The organism is Streptomyces sp. NPDC026092 (assembly GCF_040638605.1).
Classification (GTDB): Bacteria; Actinomycetota; Actinomycetes; order Streptomycetales; family Streptomycetaceae; genus Streptomyces.
The window spans coordinates 71,284-87,120 of the sequence record NZ_JBEZYN010000017.1 but is presented as its reverse complement, the minus strand read 5'-3'; the positions used below and the strand labels follow the sequence as shown (position 1 = coordinate 87,120).

The window sequence follows — 15,837 nt, the reverse complement described above, 5'->3', positions numbered from 1 at the left end:
TGAATCGCGCGGACCGCGCGAAACCATCAATTCCGATCCGGGACCGCACAGTTGGCGATGGTTTTCGGCTGCGTACGGTCCACGACCTCTCACGATACGTGGCGCCGGTCAGTCCTTGGGGCTGAACGTGGCGAACGCCGTGTCCCGCAGGGTCTTGCACGCGGGGCCGTCCCACTCGTCCGCCTTGCAGGTGATCATGATCGAGTAGCCGTGGGTGGCGTCGACCTTGAAGCCCCGGTTCAGTATCCGGACGCGCATGCCCTTCTCGGTGCGCTCGAACTCCCAGTCGGCGACCGTCGGGTACCCCTTGTACGAGACCGACTTGATGCCGATGTGCCTGTAGCCGTTGCTGCTGGCGGAGACGGCGGCCACGGCCGCGCTCCACGCGGCGGCCGCGTCGTCCTTCGGGCTGTCGTTGTAGTCGACCTGGACGCGCGGGTACCCGCCGTCGGCGTTGAAGATCCCGCCCGAGTTCCGGCCCGCTATGGCGTTGAGCCGGAACGTGGACGGCATCGCCATGGAGAAGTGGAAGCGGCTGTTCGTCACCATGGTGTAGCCGGCCGGCAGCTGGGTCCCGGGCGCGCCCGTGCCGGGCTTCCCGGACGGCGTACCGGTCTGCCCGCCCGAACCCGAGCCGGAGCCCGGGTCGGCCGTCTGCTCGCCGCCCTGCTGACCGGGGTCGCTGGGGGTCTGGCCCTTGCCCTGGTTGGCGGTGTCGCCGTTGCCGGCGGTGGCGCCCGCGGAGGCCGTCTTGTCGGAGCCCTTGCCGCCGCCCTTGTTGTCCTTGGCGTCGTCACCGCCGCCGAGGGCGACGGCGAGGATGGTGCCGAGCAGGGCGAGGACCACGATCCCCGCGATGATGACGAGCGTGCGGCGCGGTACGACGTCGGTGAGCGAGGCCCGCGGCTGCGCCGGCCTGTTCGCCCCCTGGATCGGCTCCGGCTTGGGCCGCGGCTCGGAGCGCGACGTCGCGGCCGCGTTCCGTACGGACTTCAGCGCGCCGCGCATCCGCTCGGCGCCCGCGTCCGGACCCTTCTCCCTGGCGGCGGTCGGCGCCTGCCGCGGCGGCTCCGGGGGAACCGGCGGCAGCGGTACGACCCTGGTGGCCTCGACCGACGGCTCCGGCTCGGCGACCGGCGCGGGCGCGTCGAGCACGGCGCTCAGCAGCACGCGCGCACCGGCGTCATCGAGGCGCTGGTCGGGGTCTTTGGCCAGCAGGCCGTAGATGACCTTCTCGAGCAGCGGCCCGGCGTTCTTCGGCGGGTCGACGGGCTCGGTCATCACGGCGGTCAGCGTCGCGATCGCGGAGCCCTTGTCGTACGGCGGGCTGCCCTCGACGCTCGCGTACAGCAGTCCGCCGAGCGACCACATGTCGGCGGCGGGGCCCGGCTTGTGGCCGCGGGCCCGCTCGGGCGAGATGTACGAGGGCGCGCCGACGAGCATGCCGGTGGAGGTGATCGAGGGGTCGCCCTCGACCTGCGCGATGCCGAAGTCGGTGAGGACGACCCGGCCGTCCTCGGCGATCAGGACGTTGGACGGCTTCACGTCGCGGTGCAGGATGCCCTGACGGTGCGCGGAGCGGAGCACGTCGAGGATGGCGAGGCCGACCTCGGCGGCGCGGTGCGGCGTGAGCGTGCCGTCCTCGCGGACGGCGTCGGCGAGGGACTTGCCCTCGATCAGCTCCATGACGATCCACGGCCGGTCGTCCTCGTCGACGACGTCGTAGACGGTCACGGCGCCGTTGTTACGGATCCGGGCGATGGCCTTCGCCTCGCGCAGGGTCCGGGTGATGAGGCGTCGCTTCTCGTCGTCGTCGATGCTGTTGGGGAAGCGGAGCTCCTTGACGGCCACGGTCCGGCCGAGGGTCTCGTCGACCGCGCGCCACACCGTGCCCATGCCGCCGCGCCCGAGCACCCCGTCGAGCCGGTACCGCCCGGCGAGCAACCGCCCCTCGGCGGGCACTCCCCCACCCGCCCCCGCGCCGGACTTCCGGAACGCCGCCCCACCACCGCGGGCGGGCTGCGCGTCGCCGGACGACTCGCCGTCGGCGCGTCGAGCCTCGGACCGCTCGTCGCCGGCGGGCCGCGCGTCAGACGGCACGCCGTCGGCCGGTTCGGAGGCCTTCGCCTTCGCCGCCTTCGACTCCGCACCCGGCGCGGCGGCCTTCACCGCGTCGGCCTTCGCCGCAGCGGACTTCCGCTCGGCGTCCGGCTTCTTCTCGGCTTCCGGCTTCTTCTCCGGCTCGGACACCTTCTCCGGCTCCGGCGTCTTCTCCGCGCCGCCGGGCGCGGCCTCGGCCGCGCTCTCGGCCGCGGCCGACTCCGTGCCCGGACCCGCGTCCGTGCCCGCGTCCGTGCCGGACTTCACGTCCGGCTCCGCCTCACGTGCCGCGGGGACCACGCCCCGGTCGCCGTCGGTTCCGGCACCCGCGCCGGCGTCCCGCCGAGGGTCCCGCGCCGTGTCCCGCGACTGCTCCGCCTCCGACATGCGTCCCCTCTGCGATCCCTGATCTTCGCCCGCGTCCGCCGCTTGCCGCGCGATGCGGTAACCCGCCCTGGAAGAGAGCCCATTGTCTCTCACCCCGGGACCGTTCCCGCTCCCGGGTCCGCACTCCGAGAGGACGGCCCCGCGGGAAAGCGCTCCCACTCCGACACCCGACGCGGGCGCACCCCCTTCGGGTTCCACACCCGTACGGACAGGATGCCGCACCCCGCCCTCAACGTCCCCTCCCGGACGCGGAGTTCGTACCGGACCCGCCCGAACGGGTCAGATCGGCACGATGTCGGGGGCGCCGAGCCGGGCCGCGTCCGCCGTCAGGTCGTCCGGCTGCCGCTGCGACTCGCGCTCCGCCTCCACTCGCTTCTCGTAGTGCTCGACCTCCTTCTCGATCTGCCGCTCGTCCCAGCCGAGCACCGGCGCCATCAGCTCGGCGCACTCCCGCGCGCTGCGCGTGCCGCGGTCGAAGGTCTCGATCGAGATGCGGGTGCGCCGGGTCAGGACGTCGTCCAGGTGCCGGGCGCCCTCGTGCGAGGCGGCGTAGACGATCTCGGCGCGCAGATAGTCCTCGGCCCCCGTCAGCGGCTCGGCGAGGCCGGGGTCGGCGGCGATGAGCTCCAGGAGCTCCTCCGTCAGCGAACCGAACCTGTTGAGCAGATGCTCGACGCGCACGACATGGAGGCCCGTTCTGGCGGCGATCCTGGCCCGCGCGTTCCACAGCGCCTTGTACCCCTCGGCGCCCAGGAGCGGGATGTCCTCGGTGACGCAGGCGGCGACCCGCTGGTCGAGCGCGTGCACGGCCTCGTCCACGGCGTCCTTGGCCATCACCCGGTAGGTGGTGTACTTGCCGCCGGCCACGACGACCAGGCCGGGGACCGGGTGCGCGACGGTGTGTTCGCGCGAGAGCTTGCTCGTGGCGTCCGACTCGCCGGCCAGCAGGGGCCGCAGTCCCGCGTAGACGCCCTGGACGTCGTCCCGGGTGAGCGGCACCGCGAGGACGCTGTTCACATGCTCCAGGAGATAGTCGATGTCGGCGCTGGAGGCGGCCGGGTGGGCTTTGTCCAGGTCCCAGTCGGTGTCGGTGGTGCCCACGATCCAGTGCCGTCCCCACGGGATCACGAACAGCACGGACTTCTCGGTCCGCAGGATCAGTCCGCTGTTGGAGTGAATCCGGTCCTTGGGCACGACCAGATGGATGCCCTTCGAGGCACGGACGTGGAACTGCCCGCGCTCCCCGATGAGCGCCTGGGTGTCGTCCGTCCACACCCCGGTCGCGTTCACGAGCTGCTTCGCGCGGATCTCGTACTCGCCGCCCGCCTCGACGTCCTGGACCCGGGCGCCGACCACCCGCTCGCCCTCGCGCAGGAAGCCGACGACCCTCGCGCGGCTGGCGACCTTCGCGCCGTAGCTCGCGGCCGTCCGGACGAGGGTGGCGACGAAGCGGGCGTCGTCCATCTGGGCGTCGTAGTACTGCAACGCGCCGACCAGGGCGTCCTTCTTCAGACAGGGGGCCACCCGCAGGGCGTTGCGCCGCGAGAGGTGGCGGTGCACCGGGAGGCCTCGGCCGTGGCCCGAGGAGAGGGACATCGCGTCGTACAGCGCGACGCCCGAGCCCGCGTAGAGCCGCTCCCAGCCCTTGTGCTGCAAGGGGTAGAGGAAGGGCACGGGCTTCACCAGGTGCGGGGCGAGCCGCTCCAGGAGCAGGCCGCGCTCCTTCAACGCCTCCCGCACCAGCGCGAAGTCCAGCATCTCCAGATAGCGCAGGCCGCCGTGGATCAGCTTGCTCGACCGGCTCGACGTGCCGGACGCCCAGTCCCGGGCCTCGACGAGCCCCGTCGAGAGTCCTCTCGTGACCGCGTCCAGGGCCGTCCCCGCGCCGACCACTCCGGCTCCGACGACCAGCACGTCCAGTTCCCGCTCGGCCATCGCCGCGAGCGCCTCGGCGCGCTCGGCCGGTCCCAGTGTCGCTGTCCTCACCGCTGCCTCCCGTCGTCCCCCGCGTGATCGGGCACCACAGACTCGATTCTGGCCCGGCCCTCCGACTTCAGCCACCGCCTGTGGATAACACTCGGCGACCTTTGGCCCCGCAATACGGCATATCGGTCATATTTACGCCTAGTCTGACATTGCGTTCGCCCCGTTCTGTCCACCGGGCTTGCGCGTCTCGTCCCCTCCGGCTACAGGGAAGGACGGCCCACCCCCCATGCCCGCTGACCTCGCCGTCATCGGCCTCGGCCACATCGGACTCCCCCTCGCCCAGGCCGCGATCGCCGCCGGCGTCAACACCATCGGCTACGACACCGATCCGCGACCCGTCGCCGAACTCTCCGCCGGCCGCTCGCCCGTCGACGGCTCGCTCACCGCATCGGAGATCCGCCGGATGCTCTCGGGGGGCTTCCGGCCCACCACCGACCCGGCCGAACTCGGCCGGGTCCGTACCGCCGTCATCTGCGCCCCGACCCCGCTCGGCCCGGACCGGACCCTCGACCTGACCGCCGTGCTCGACGCCGCCCGCGCCCTCGCCGCCCGGCTGCGCCCCCACACGACGGTGCTGCTCGAATCGCCCGCCCACCCCGGCACCACCGAAGGTGTGCTGCGGGGCGTCCTGGAGGAGGGCTCCGGGCTGCGCGCGGGCCGCGACTTCCACCTCGCCTACTCCCCCGGCCGCCTCGACCCCGGCAACCGCGCCCACGGCTTCGCGGGCACCCCCAAGGTCATCGGCGGCCTCACCCCCGCCTGCACGGAGTCCGCAGCCGCCTTCTACGGCCGGCTCACCGACAAGGTGGTACGCGCGCGTGGCCCGCGCGAGGCCGAGACGGTCAAGCTCCTGGAGACCAACTTCCGGCACGTCAACATCGCCCTGGTCAACGAGATGTCGGTGCTCTGCCACGAGCTCGGCGTCGACCTCTGGGACGTCATCCGCTGCGCCGAGACCAAGCCCTTCGGCTTCCAGGCCTTCCGCCCCGGCCCCGGCGTCGGCGGCCACGGCGTCCCCGTCGACACCATCGGCCCCCACCGCCCGCTCCGCATGGTCGAGCTGGCGAGCCAGGTCAACGACCGCATGCCGAGTTACGTCGTCCAGCGTTCAGCGACCCTCCTCAACGAGCACGGCAAGTCCGCCCGGGGCGCCCGGGTGCTTCTGCTGGGCGTCACGTACAAACCCGATCTCGCCGACCGCGAGAGCTCCCCGGCCGACGAGATCGCCCGCCGCCTCATGGACCTGGGCGCCGTGGTCAGCTACCACGACCCGCACGTCCCGGACTGGCGCGTCCGCGACCTCCCGGTCCCCCGCGCGGACTCGCTCTACGAGGCCGCCGCCCACGCCGACCTGACGGTGCTTCTGCAGCACCACCGCACGTACGACCTCCAGGGCCTGGCGGTCAAGGCCCAGCTCCTCCTCGACACCCGCGGCGCCACCCCGGCGGGCGCGGCCCACCGCCTCTGACACCCGCCAAAGACGGAGAGGGGCCCCGCACCACCCGGTGCGGGGCCCCTCTCCGTACGTACGAGAAGCGCCTACGAACGAGAACGCGTCAGCGCTTGTGCTGCGAGTCCGCGACCGTGACCTCGACGCGCTGGAACTCCTTGAGCTCGCTGTAGCCCGTCGTCGCCATCGCGCGGCGCAGGGCGCCGAAGAAGTTCATCGAGCCGTCCGGGGAGTGCGACGGGCCCGTGAGGATCTCCTCGGTCGTACCGACGATGCCCAGGTCGACCAGCTTGCCGCGCGGCACGTCCTCGTGGACGGCCTCCATGCCCCAGTGGTGCCCCTTGCCCGGCGCGTCCGTCGCGCGGGCCAGCGGGGAGCCCATCATGACCGAGTCGGCGCCACAGGCGATCGCCTTCGGCAGGTCGCCCGACCAGCCCACACCGCCGTCGGCGATCACGTGGACGTATCGGCCGCCGGACTCGTCCATGTAGTCACGGCGGGCCGCGGCCACGTCGGCGACCGCGGTCGCCATCGGGACCTGGATGCCCAGCACGTTGCGCGTGGTGTGCGCCGCGCCGCCGCCGAAGCCGACCAGGACACCCGCCGCGCCGGTGCGCATCAGGTGCAGGGCCGCGGTGTACGTGGCGCAGCCGCCGACGATGACCGGGACGTCGAGCTCGTAGATGAACTGCTTGAGGTTCAGTGGCTCGGCCGCGCCGGAGACGTGCTCGGCGGAGACCGTGGTGCCGCGGATCACGAAGATGTCCACGCCGGCGTCGACGACGGCCTTGGAGAACTGCGCGGTGCGCTGCGGGGAGAGCGCGGCGGCGGTGACGACGCCCGAGTCGCGCACCTCCTTGATGCGCTGCCCGATCAGCTCCTCCTTGATCGGAGCGGCGTAGATCTCCTGGAGGCGGCGGGTCGCGGTGGCCTCGTCCATCTCGGCGATCTCGTCGAGCAGCGGCTGCGGGTCCTCGTACCGGGTCCACAGGCCTTCGAGGTTCAGGACGCCGAGGCCGCCCAGCTCGCCGATCCGGATGGCGGTCTGCGGCGACACGACCGAGTCCATGGGGGCGGCCAGGAAGGGGAGCTCGAAGCGGTAGGCGTCGATCTGCCAGGCGATCGAGACCTCCTTCGGGTCCCGGGTGCGCCGGCTCGGTACGACGGCGATGTCGTCGAACGCGTACGCCCTGCGGCCGCGCTTGCCGCGCCCGATCTCGATCTCAGTCACGATGTGTGGCCTTTCCCTCTACGTCTGCGCCTACCAGTATCCCCGACACACGCGCGTGGGGCGGTTCCGGCCGCATGCCGGAACCGCCCCACGCGTCGCGCCGCGTTACTTCCTGCTGTAGTTCGGCGCCTCGACCGTCATCTGGATGTCGTGCGGGTGGCTCTCCTTGAGGCCCGCCGAGGTGATCCGGACGAAGCGGCCCTTGGACTCCATCTCGTCGATGGTGGCGGCGCCCACATAGCCCATCGTCTGGCGCAGACCGCCGACGAGCTGGTGCAGCACGTTGGCGAGCGGGCCGCGGTAGGGCACCTGGCCCTCGATGCCCTCGGGCACGAGCTTGTCGTCGGAGGCGACCTCGGCCTGGAAGTAGCGGTCCTTCGAGTACGAGCGGCCCTGGCCGCGCGACTGCATGGCGCCGAGCGAGCCCATGCCGCGGTACGACTTGAACTGCTTGCCGTTGATGAACTGGAGCTCGCCGGGCGACTCCTCGCAGCCCGCGAGCAGGCTGCCCAGCATCACCGTGCTGGCACCGGCGGCGAGCGCCTTGCCGATGTCGCCGGAGTACTGCAGGCCGCCGTCGCCGATGACCGGGACCCCGGCCGCGCGGGCCGCGAGCGCGGCCTCGTAGATCGCGGTGACCTGCGGGACGCCGATACCGGCGACCACGCGCGTGGTGCAGATCGAGCCGGGTCCGACGCCGACCTTGACGCCGTCGACACCGGCGTCGATCAGGGCCTGGGCGCCGTCGCGGGTCGCCACGTTGCCACCGATCACGTCCACGTTCACGGTGGACTTGATCTTCGCCATCCAGCTCAGGGCGTTGCTGTTGTGGCCGTGGGAGGTGTCCACGACCAGGAAGTCCACACCGGCGGCGGCGAGCGCCTGGGCCCGCTCCAGGGCCTCCGGGCTCGCGCCCACCGCGGCACCGACGATCAGCCGGCCCTCGGAGTCCTTCGCCGCGTGCGGGTACTGCTCGGCCTTCACGAAGTCCTTGACCGTGATGAGGCCCTTGAGCACACCGGCGTCGTCGACGAGCGGAAGCTTCTCGATCTTGTGGCGGCGCAGCAGCTCCATGGCGTCCACACCGCTGATGCCGACCTTGCCGGTGACGAGCGGCATGGGCGTCATGACCTCGCGGACCTGACGGGCGCGGTCGGACTCGAAGGCCATGTCGCGGTTGGTGACGATGCCGAGCAGCTTGCCCGAGCCGTCCGTGACCGGGACACCGCTGATGCGGAACTTGGCGCAGAGCGCGTCCGCCTCGGCGAGCGTGGCGTCCGGGTTCACGGTGATCGGGTCGGTCACCATGCCGGACTCGGAGCGCTTCACGAGGTCGACCTGGTTGACCTGGTCCTCGATGGACAGGTTGCGGTGCAGCACGCCGACGCCGCCCTGCCGCGCCATGGCGATGGCCATGCGGGACTCGGTGACCTTGTCCATCGCGGCGGAGAGCAGGGGGATGTTCACCCGTACATTGCGCGAGATGCGGGACGAGGTGTCGACCGCGTTCGGCAGCACTTCCGACGCGCCTGGCAGCAGCAGCACATCGTCGTAGGTCAGCCCGAGTGTCGCGAATTTCTCGGGCACTCCGTCGACGTTGGCAGTCATGACACCTTCCCCAGATGGCCTTGATCGGTGCGGATGTCCATGCTAACGGGCCTCGACGGTGTCTCATTCCACGATCAAGATCAGAGAGCAGCTTTGGACGTTCGTACGTGTACGTGAGGGCCACCGGCCCTCGTCGACCCTTACTGCTCGGCCAGGGCCCGCAGCCGGCTGAGCGCGCGGTGCTGCGCGACCCGTACCGCCCCCGGGGACATCCCGAGCATCTGGCCGGTCTCCTCGGCCGTGAGGCCCACCGCCACCCGCAGCACCAGCAGCTCCCGCTGGTTCTCCGGAAGGTTGGCGAGAAGCTTCTTGGCCCATTCGGCATCGTCGCTGAGCAGCGCACGTTCCTCGGGGCCCAGGGAGTCGTCGGGCCGCTCGGGCATCTCGTCGGACGGGACGGCCGTCGAGCCCGGGTGCCGCATCGCGGCGCGCTGGAGGTCGGCGACCTTGTGTCCGGCGATGGCGAAGACGAAGGCCTCGAAGGGCCTGCCCGTGTCCTTGTAGCGCGGCAGCGCCATCAGGACGGCGACGCAGACCTCCTGCGCGAGGTCCTCGACGAAGTGGCGAGCATCACCGGGCAGCCGGTTCAGTCGCGTACGGCAATAGCGCAGGGCGAGGGGGTGCACGCGCGCCAGAAGGTCGTGCGTGGCCTGTGCGTCGCCCTCGACGGCACGGTGAACGAGTGCACCGATCACCGTGGTCTCGTCGTCGCGCATCGCTCCATGGTGCCTTGACGCCTCAGAATCCGTGGCACCGCGTCCATAGTTGTGCACCGAAGCGTTATGAGTAGGTGCGCCGGAACTCATCTCCTGCGCCCTCCCCTTCCGCTCGATCGACTCGTCCCCGAGGAACTCCACACCATCAAGGATGCGGCATCCCGCGCGGAAGTGACACAAGCCGTCGTCATCGGAGATCCGGGCCGCCGTCGTCGCGGTGCCCCGGACTGCCGCCCCGCCCGCGTTCGGCGGACGGGGACGCGGCCTGTCGTCGGCACGCGAGGTCCTAGCGGACCAGGCCCCAACGGAAGCCGAGGGCGACGGCGTGCGCCCGGTCCGAGGCGCCCAGCTTCTTGAACAGCCGTCGCGCGTGCGTCTTCACCGTGTCCTCGGAGAGGAAGAGCTCGCGCCCGATCTCCGCGTTGGACCGGCCGTGGCTCATGCCTTCGAGCACCTGGATCTCGCGCGCGGTGAGCGTCGGCGCCGCGCCCATCTCGGCCGACCGCAGCCGGCGCGGGGCGAGCCGCCAGGTCGGGTCGGCGAGCGCCTGGGTGACCGTGGCCCGCAGCTCGGCGCGCGAGGCGTCCTTGTGCAGGTACCCGCGGGCACCTGCGGCGACCGCGAGCGCGACCCCGTCCAGGTCCTCGGCGACGGTCAGCATGATGATGCGGGCGCCCGGGTCCGCGGAGAGCAGCCGGCGGACGGTCTCGACGCCGCCCAGGCCGGGCATGCGTACGTCCATCAGAATCAGGTCCGAGCGGTCCGCGCCCCAGCGGCGGAGGACTTCCTCGCCGTTGGCCGCGGTGGTCACGCGCTCCACACCGGGCACGGTCGCAACCGCGCGGCGAAGAGCCTCTCGGGCAAGCGGGGAGTCGTCGCAGACGAGGACGGATGTCATGGCCGCCCTCCGCAGCTGTTGCACGTCACCTAAAGCCTCCAGGGCTGGTACGTATCGTCACCTGTGCGGTTGACGCCCTCGGACACCTGCCCGAGCACTTGTTCCTTCAACCGCCTCCGCACTCTCAACGACGGTCACTCGAAAGAGTTACGGGTCGGACGGCCGCCTTCGGCACTCTACGTGAGGGAGCGAACGCGGAGGAGAGCGCCGCAGGTCATCCGTCCTTCAGTGGAAGCTATGCCCCATTTAGCGGGATTTCTTCCCTTTTTGAGGTGTCTGTGGCTAGATTCGCAATGAGTCATATTTACATCTACTTAGACAGTAGTTGTACGGTCGGATCAAGCCCGCGGCAGCGGGTACGCGAGACCCACGGGGGGTGAAGGGCCCCCGGCTCATCGGCCATCCACCCGCCCAACCAATCCGTTCGACACGGTTTCAAGGGGACAAGCGCAATGGCAGATTTCTCCCGCCTTCCCGGACCCAACGCCGATCTGTGGGACTGGCAACTGCTCGCGGCCTGCCGCGGAGTCGACAGCTCCCTGTTCTTCCACCCCGAGGGAGAGCGCGGCGCGGCACGGAGTGCGCGTGAGAACTCGGCGAAAGAGGTCTGCATGCGGTGCCCGGTACGCGCGGAGTGCGCGGCACACGCACTCGCCGTACGCGAGCCCTACGGCGTATGGGGCGGCCTCACCGAGGACGAACGCGAAGAGCTCATGGGACGAGCCCGCAATCGCCTGATCACGGCTTCGGCCACGACCTCGTCGCCACGGCCGGCGACGGCGTCGACAGCGGGTCCGGCAGGTCTGGGGCGAGCCTGAACCTGAGGACACGACGATCTGAAGGAACGTTTCTGCTCGGGCGGTGACGGCCGGGTACGGTGCCGTGCCGCACGCGGCCCGGGGGCGCGCGGAGCGGCACCGGCCGGGCCGGTACACCTAACCGGTACGACCACAAGGCCGGCCGGTGCACCCACCGGCCGACGCACCCACCGAAGAGCCGCTACGCGCGCGTGGCCGCCCGGCCCGCCGCGCGGGTCAGCTCGTCCAGGGTGGCGGCGACCGCCGGGACCTGGGCCAGGTCGGACAGCGTGAGGGCGACGATCTCGCGCTCCACGGCCGGTTCCACGGCCACGGTCCTGGCCCCCTTGGGGCGTACGGACTCGATGGCGAGCTGCGGCAGGACCGCGACGCCGAGGCCCGCGCCGACGAGGCCGACCACGGCCGGGTAGTCGTCGGTGGCGAAGTCGATGCGGGGGACGAACCCCGCCTCCTCGCACACGTCCACCAACTGGCGCCGGCAGCGCGGGCAGCCCGCGATCCAGGACTCGTCGGCCAGTTCGGCGATGGACACGGCCTCCGCGTCGGCGAGCCGGTGCCCTTCGGGGACCAGGCCCACGAGGCGGTCGGCGAGGAGCGGACGGACGATCAGGTCGTCCCACTCGGCCTGCCCCGCTCCGTAACGGAACGCCAGGGCCACGTCGCAGTCGCCCTCGCGGAGCATCTCGATCGAGCGCGGCGGCTCGGCCTCGACCAGCGAGACGCGCGTGCCCGGGTGCGCCGCGCGCAGGGCGGCGAGGGCGGTGGGGACCAGCGTGGAGCTGCCGCTGGGGAAGGAGACGAGCCGGACGCGGCCGGCGCGGAGCCCGGCGATCGCGGCGACCTCCTCCTCGGCGGCGGTGAGCCCCGCGAGGATGCCGGAGGCGTGCCGGACGAGGGCCTCGCCGGCCTGCGTGAGGCGCATCTCGCGGCCGGTCCTGATCAGCAGGGGCGTGCCGGCGGAGGTCTCGAGCGCCTTCATCTGCTGGCTCACCGCGGGCTGGGTGCAGCCCAGTTCGCGCGCGGCGGCGGAGAAGGAGCCGGTCGCGGCGACGGCGCGCAGGACGCGGAGATGACGGGCCTCGATCATGGGTCAAGCATAAGCGAAGCTTGGGCCATCGGGCGAATATTCGCTCGACGCTTTGAGTGGGGTCGCCTATTGTTCCCTCATGAAGCTTCTGTCCCTGAACCTGGGCCGCCCGAAGACCGTCGCGTACACCGACCACCCCCAGGGTGTGACCGGCATCGACAAGCGGCCGGTGACCGGGCCCGTGCGGGTGTCCGCGCCCGGCCCCAAGGGGATCGGCGCGAGCGGGGTCGCCGGGGACACCGTGTGCGACACCCGGCACCACGGCGGCAACGACCAGGCGGTCTACGCGTACGCGCGCGAGGACCTGGACACCTGGGAGAAGCTCCTGGACCGCCCGATCCCGAGCGGCGCCTTCGGCGAGAACCTCACCACCGCGGGCGTCGACGTCTCCGGCGCGCTGATCGGCGAGCGGTGGCGGATCGGCCCCGACCTGCTCCTGGAGGTCTCCTCCAGCCGGATCCCGTGCCGGACCTTCCAGGGGCACCTGGACGAGAAGGGCTGGGTCAAGCGGTTCACCGGGGAGGCCGTGCCGGGCGCGTATCTACGGGTCGTCGAGCCGGGCGAGATCCGGCAGGGCGACGCGATCCAGGTGGTGCACCGACCGGACCACGAGGTCACCGTGGCCTTCGAGTTCCGGGCCGTCACGACCGAACGGCCACTGCTGCCGCTCGTGCTCGCCGCCGGGGACGCGCTGCACCCGGACACCCTGCGCAAGGCCCGCGGCTACGTGGAGAAGTACGGCACAGGCTCCTGACCTCCGGCGCCGCCGAGCGGGGCACTAACGTTGCCCCGTATGACGACTGCACTGATTACGGGCGCGACGGCGGGGATCGGGGCCGCGTTCGCGCGGAAGCTGGCGGCGGACGGACACGATGTCGTGCTCGTCGCCCGCGATGTGACGCGACTGCGGGAGCAGGCGACCGAACTGCACGACCGGCACGGCATCGAGGCCGAGGTCCTCGCGGCCGACCTGGCGGAGGAGAAGGGGATCGCGGCCGTCGAGGCCCGGCTCTCCGACCCCAAGCAGCCGGTGGACCTGCTGGTGAACAACGCCGGGTTCGGCAACAAGGGCCGGTTCCTCGAAGTCTCCATGGCCGACGAGTTGAAGATGCTGACCGTGCACTGCGAGGCGGTGCTCCGGCTGACCTCGGCGGCCGCGGAGTCCATGCGCGCCCGCGGCCGGGGCGGGGTCGTCAACGTGGCCTCGGTGGCGGCCTTCGTCCCGCGCGGCACCTACGGGGCGTCGAAGGCGTGGGTCGTGCAGTTCACCCAGGGCGCGGCACGGGACCTGGCGGGCAGCGGCGTACGGCTCATGGCGCTCTGCCCGGGCTTCGTACGGACCGAGTTCCACGAGCGGGCCGGGATGGGGACGGACAACATCCCGGGCTGGATGTGGCTCGACGCGGACAAGCTGGTGACCGAGGCGCTGAGCGACCTGGCGCGCGGCAAGTCGCTGTCCATCCCCGACCCCCGCTACAAGGCGCTGATGGGCGTGGTGAAGCTGGCGCCCCGCGGCCTGCTCGGCGGGGTCTCCTCCAAGGCGGGGCGCAAGTACGGCCCGAAGTGAGCACCGGCGCCGGCTAGTCGGCGAGGGAGTCGAGGACTTCGAGGGCCGGCAGGGATTCGAGGTCGAGTTCGGTCGTGGTGCCGTTCTGCCACGTCACGTGGACGGTGCGGGCGGTGATGCGGACGGTCGCGAGGGTGGTGACGGGGGCCGGGCCCGGTTCGGCGGTGAGCGAGGCCAGGGCCACGAAGAGGGAGCCGGGGCCCGCCGTGGTGCCGTGCAGGGCCACCGTGCGCGAGGCCGGGCCGCCCTGGAGCGTGGCGCCCGTGACCAGGGGGACGGTGTCGGTCGCGGGCGGGTAGCCGTGGACGGCGTGGAGTTGGGCGGTCGGTCCGTCCGGCGTGGTGGCCCAGCCCGTCTGGCGTACGGGAGTTCCGTCCGGGGCGCCGAGGACGAGGTGGGCGCGCACCTCGGCGCGGCCGTGGGCCAGGGTCGCGGAGAGGACGCGGATCCCCGGGAGCGGGGTGTGGAGCGAGGCGGCCCAGTCGGGGCCCGTGCCCAGGGGCGTCGCGGGGCCGCGCCGGGTGACCCGGCCGTCGACGACGAGGGCGAAGTGGTTGTCGGCGGTGTCGGGGGCGGCCGTCGGTCCCGTACGGGTGGAGTACGCGAAGCGTGCGTAGCCGGGGTCGTCCTCGGCCGTCGAGGCGCCCGCCGCCTGGTTGCCGCTGCCGTGGTTGTGGAGGCGTACGAGTCCGTCGGCGGCCGTGGTCTGGAGGAGCAGCGCGGCCGGGGCCACGGCCCGTACGGTGTCGGCGCGTTCGGCGGGGAGGGGTTCCTCGGGGTCGGTCCAGGCCGGGTGGTCGGCGGGCAGGAGGAGGCCGAGGAAACCCTTGGCCGCCCAGTAGGGGGAGGCGGGTCCCGAGTAGTCCTGGACGACCGGCGGGTACGGGCCGTGCCAGCCGAGCGTGAGCAGCCCGCGCTCGTCGCACGCACCCCGGTCGAGGAAGTAACGCACCGCCCCGGAGGCCAGGCGGCGGGTGGCGCCCGGCGTGAGCGGCGTGTGGCCGGTGAGCGCGCCGAGCCAGGGCGCGGCGGCCGCGGCGAAGCGGTAGATCAGGGAACGCCCGTACGGGAGCGGGGCGCCGGTCGCGTCGAAGAGGTGGACGTGGTCGGCGAGATGGGCCCGCAGCCGGGGGCCGTAGCGGGCGAGGAGGTCCCGGTCGCCGGCGAGGTGGGCGTGGAGGACGGGATAGAAGTGCAGGGCCCAGCCGTTGTAGTGGTCGAAGGCGCGGTTGTCGCCGTCGCTGTACCAGCCGTCGCCGCGGTACCACGGTTCGATCCGGTCGAGGGAGCGCTCGATCGTGCGGGCCGCGCGGTCGGTCTCGATGCCGGCGTCCTGGAGGAAGCCGGCGACGGTGAGGCCGAAGAGCCACCAGTTGTTGTCGACCGGGGACGGGTCGAGGGCGGGGCGCAGCCAGTCGACGACGTGCTGTCGGGTGCGGTCGTCCAGGGTGTCCCAGAGCCAGGGTCGGGTCAGCCGCAGCCCGAGGGCGACGGAGGCGGACTCGACGACGGCCTGGCGCACGTCGGTGAGGAGCGGCCAGGAATCGGGCCCGTGGGCACCCGGCGGCTCGGCGGCCGGTGCCTCGGTGCCGGCGGCGAGGCCCTCGGCGTAGCGGGGCAGGTGCCCGTGCGGATCGGCGCCGCCGGCGCCCGCGACGCGCAGGGCGGCGAGCAGGAACGTACGGGCGTGGCCTTCGAGGCCGTCGGAGCGGACGCCGGACCAGCTGGGGCGGGGTCCCGGCAGGTCGAAGCGGCCGTGGCGGGGTGAGGCGTACGGCCGGACGGCGAGGAGGAGCCGGTCGGCCGCGTCCTCCCAGTGGGCGCGGGTCCAGCCGGTGAACGGACTGAGCTCACGGTTCTCGGGCGGCATGGCCATGTTGCTGATGCTCCCTGAGTGGTCCCTGAGGCGGACGTCGTCGCCGGGAATCATGAACAGCCTTCGATCGAACGTCAATGAGATCGGAGCGAATGATCGAAACTCCTTGCGTT

Annotated in this window: 12 protein-coding genes; 4 read left to right on the top strand and 8 right to left on the bottom strand. The window is 72.1% G+C overall.

Annotation, left to right across the window (positions count from 1 at the left end):
* Nucleotides 1-108 precede the first annotated feature (108 nt).
* A complete protein-coding gene (locus AB0F56_RS25975) occupies nucleotides 109-2,487 on the bottom strand; it encodes a serine/threonine-protein kinase (protein WP_362013730.1) in 2,379 nt (792 codons plus the stop codon).
* Between the two features lie 279 nt (nucleotides 2,488-2,766).
* Nucleotides 2,767-4,473, bottom strand: coding sequence for a glycerol-3-phosphate dehydrogenase/oxidase (locus AB0F56_RS25970; protein WP_362013728.1), 1,707 nt, complete (start codon nucleotides 4,471-4,473; stop codon nucleotides 2,767-2,769).
* 226 nt (nucleotides 4,474-4,699) lie between these two features.
* Here AB0F56_RS25970 and AB0F56_RS25965 point away from each other — a divergent pair, with 226 nt between their 5' ends.
* Nucleotides 4,700-5,941: a nucleotide sugar dehydrogenase gene (locus AB0F56_RS25965; RefSeq protein WP_362013726.1), complete on the top strand. Its 1,242-nt coding sequence runs from the start codon at nucleotides 4,700-4,702 to the stop codon at nucleotides 5,939-5,941.
* Nucleotides 5,942-6,029: 88 nt separating this feature from the next.
* Here the strand turns inward: AB0F56_RS25965 and AB0F56_RS25960 are convergent, their stop codons facing one another.
* The 4 genes from AB0F56_RS25960 to AB0F56_RS25945 all read right to left on the bottom strand — a co-directional run bounded on the left by AB0F56_RS25960 (nucleotide 6,030) and on the right by AB0F56_RS25945 (nucleotide 10,376).
* Entirely contained in the window at nucleotides 6,030-7,154 is a 1,125-nt protein-coding gene (locus AB0F56_RS25960) for a GuaB3 family IMP dehydrogenase-related protein (RefSeq protein WP_315891650.1), read from the bottom strand.
* A gap of 105 nt (nucleotides 7,155-7,259) precedes the next feature.
* Nucleotides 7,260-8,762 carry an IMP dehydrogenase gene (gene guaB, locus AB0F56_RS25955; RefSeq protein WP_362013724.1) on the bottom strand — a complete coding sequence of 501 codons (1,503 nt, stop codon included), beginning with the start codon at nucleotides 8,760-8,762 and terminating at the stop codon, nucleotides 7,260-7,262.
* 140 nt (nucleotides 8,763-8,902) lie between these two features.
* Nucleotides 8,903-9,478 (bottom strand): sigma-70 family RNA polymerase sigma factor, encoded by a 576-nt coding sequence (locus AB0F56_RS25950; protein ID WP_362013722.1) that lies wholly within the window; start codon nucleotides 9,476-9,478, stop codon nucleotides 8,903-8,905.
* 286 nt (nucleotides 9,479-9,764) lie between these two features.
* Nucleotides 9,765-10,376: a response regulator transcription factor gene (locus AB0F56_RS25945; RefSeq protein ID WP_003948568.1), complete on the bottom strand. Its 612-nt coding sequence runs from the start codon at nucleotides 10,374-10,376 to the stop codon at nucleotides 9,765-9,767.
* 452 nt (nucleotides 10,377-10,828) lie between these two features.
* On the opposite strand from AB0F56_RS25945, the gene AB0F56_RS25940 reads away from it, so the two are divergent.
* The gene (locus AB0F56_RS25940) at nucleotides 10,829-11,194 is read left to right on the top strand and encodes a WhiB family transcriptional regulator (RefSeq protein ID WP_362013720.1); all 366 of its coding nucleotides are present in this window, start codon (nucleotides 10,829-10,831) and stop codon (nucleotides 11,192-11,194) included.
* A 181-nt stretch (nucleotides 11,195-11,375) separates the two neighbouring features.
* Here the strand turns inward: AB0F56_RS25940 and AB0F56_RS25935 are convergent, their stop codons facing one another.
* Nucleotides 11,376-12,281, bottom strand: a complete 906-nt coding sequence (locus AB0F56_RS25935; RefSeq protein WP_362013718.1) for a LysR family transcriptional regulator — start codon at nucleotides 12,279-12,281, stop codon at nucleotides 11,376-11,378.
* A 79-nt stretch (nucleotides 12,282-12,360) separates the two neighbouring features.
* Here AB0F56_RS25935 and AB0F56_RS25930 point away from each other — a divergent pair, with 79 nt between their 5' ends.
* Both AB0F56_RS25930 and AB0F56_RS25925 read left to right on the top strand, forming a co-directional pair.
* Complete coding sequence (locus tag AB0F56_RS25930) at nucleotides 12,361-13,035, top strand: MOSC domain-containing protein (protein WP_362013716.1); 675 nt, start codon at nucleotides 12,361-12,363, stop codon at nucleotides 13,033-13,035.
* A gap of 39 nt (nucleotides 13,036-13,074) precedes the next feature.
* Nucleotides 13,075-13,848, top strand: a complete 774-nt coding sequence (locus AB0F56_RS25925) for an SDR family oxidoreductase (RefSeq protein ID WP_362013714.1) — start codon at nucleotides 13,075-13,077, stop codon at nucleotides 13,846-13,848.
* Between the two features lie 13 nt (nucleotides 13,849-13,861).
* Here the strand turns inward: AB0F56_RS25925 and AB0F56_RS25920 are convergent, their stop codons facing one another.
* Nucleotides 13,862-15,724 carry a DUF2264 domain-containing protein gene (locus AB0F56_RS25920; RefSeq protein ID WP_362013712.1) on the bottom strand — a complete coding sequence of 621 codons (1,863 nt, stop codon included), beginning with the start codon at nucleotides 15,722-15,724 and terminating at the stop codon, nucleotides 13,862-13,864.
* Nucleotides 15,725-15,837: the final 113 nt, after the last annotated feature.

Excerpts from the sequence above, each read along its gene's own strand:
- AB0F56_RS25950 (WP_362013722.1), bottom strand. The coding sequence starts at position 9,478 with ATGCGCGACGACGAGACCACGGTGATCGGTGCACTCGTTCACCGTGCC.
- AB0F56_RS25945 (WP_003948568.1), bottom strand. The coding sequence starts at position 10,376 with ATGACATCCGTCCTCGTCTGCGACGACTCCCCGCTTGCCCGAGAGGCT.
- AB0F56_RS25940 (WP_362013720.1), top strand. The coding sequence starts at position 10,829 with ATGGCAGATTTCTCCCGCCTTCCCGGACCCAACGCCGATCTGTGGGAC.
- AB0F56_RS25930 (WP_362013716.1), top strand. The coding sequence starts at position 12,361 with ATGAAGCTTCTGTCCCTGAACCTGGGCCGCCCGAAGACCGTCGCGTAC.
- AB0F56_RS25975 (WP_362013730.1), bottom strand. The coding sequence starts at position 2,487 with ATGTCGGAGGCGGAGCAGTCGCGGGACACGGCGCGGGACCCTCGGCGG.
- guaB (WP_362013724.1), bottom strand. The coding sequence starts at position 8,762 with ATGACTGCCAACGTCGACGGAGTGCCCGAGAAATTCGCGACACTCGGG.
- AB0F56_RS25965 (WP_362013726.1), top strand. The coding sequence starts at position 4,700 with ATGCCCGCTGACCTCGCCGTCATCGGCCTCGGCCACATCGGACTCCCC.
- AB0F56_RS25920 (WP_362013712.1), bottom strand. The coding sequence starts at position 15,724 with ATGGCCATGCCGCCCGAGAACCGTGAGCTCAGTCCGTTCACCGGCTGG.
- AB0F56_RS25935 (WP_362013718.1), bottom strand. The coding sequence starts at position 12,281 with ATGATCGAGGCCCGTCATCTCCGCGTCCTGCGCGCCGTCGCCGCGACC.
- AB0F56_RS25925 (WP_362013714.1), top strand. The coding sequence starts at position 13,075 with ATGACGACTGCACTGATTACGGGCGCGACGGCGGGGATCGGGGCCGCG.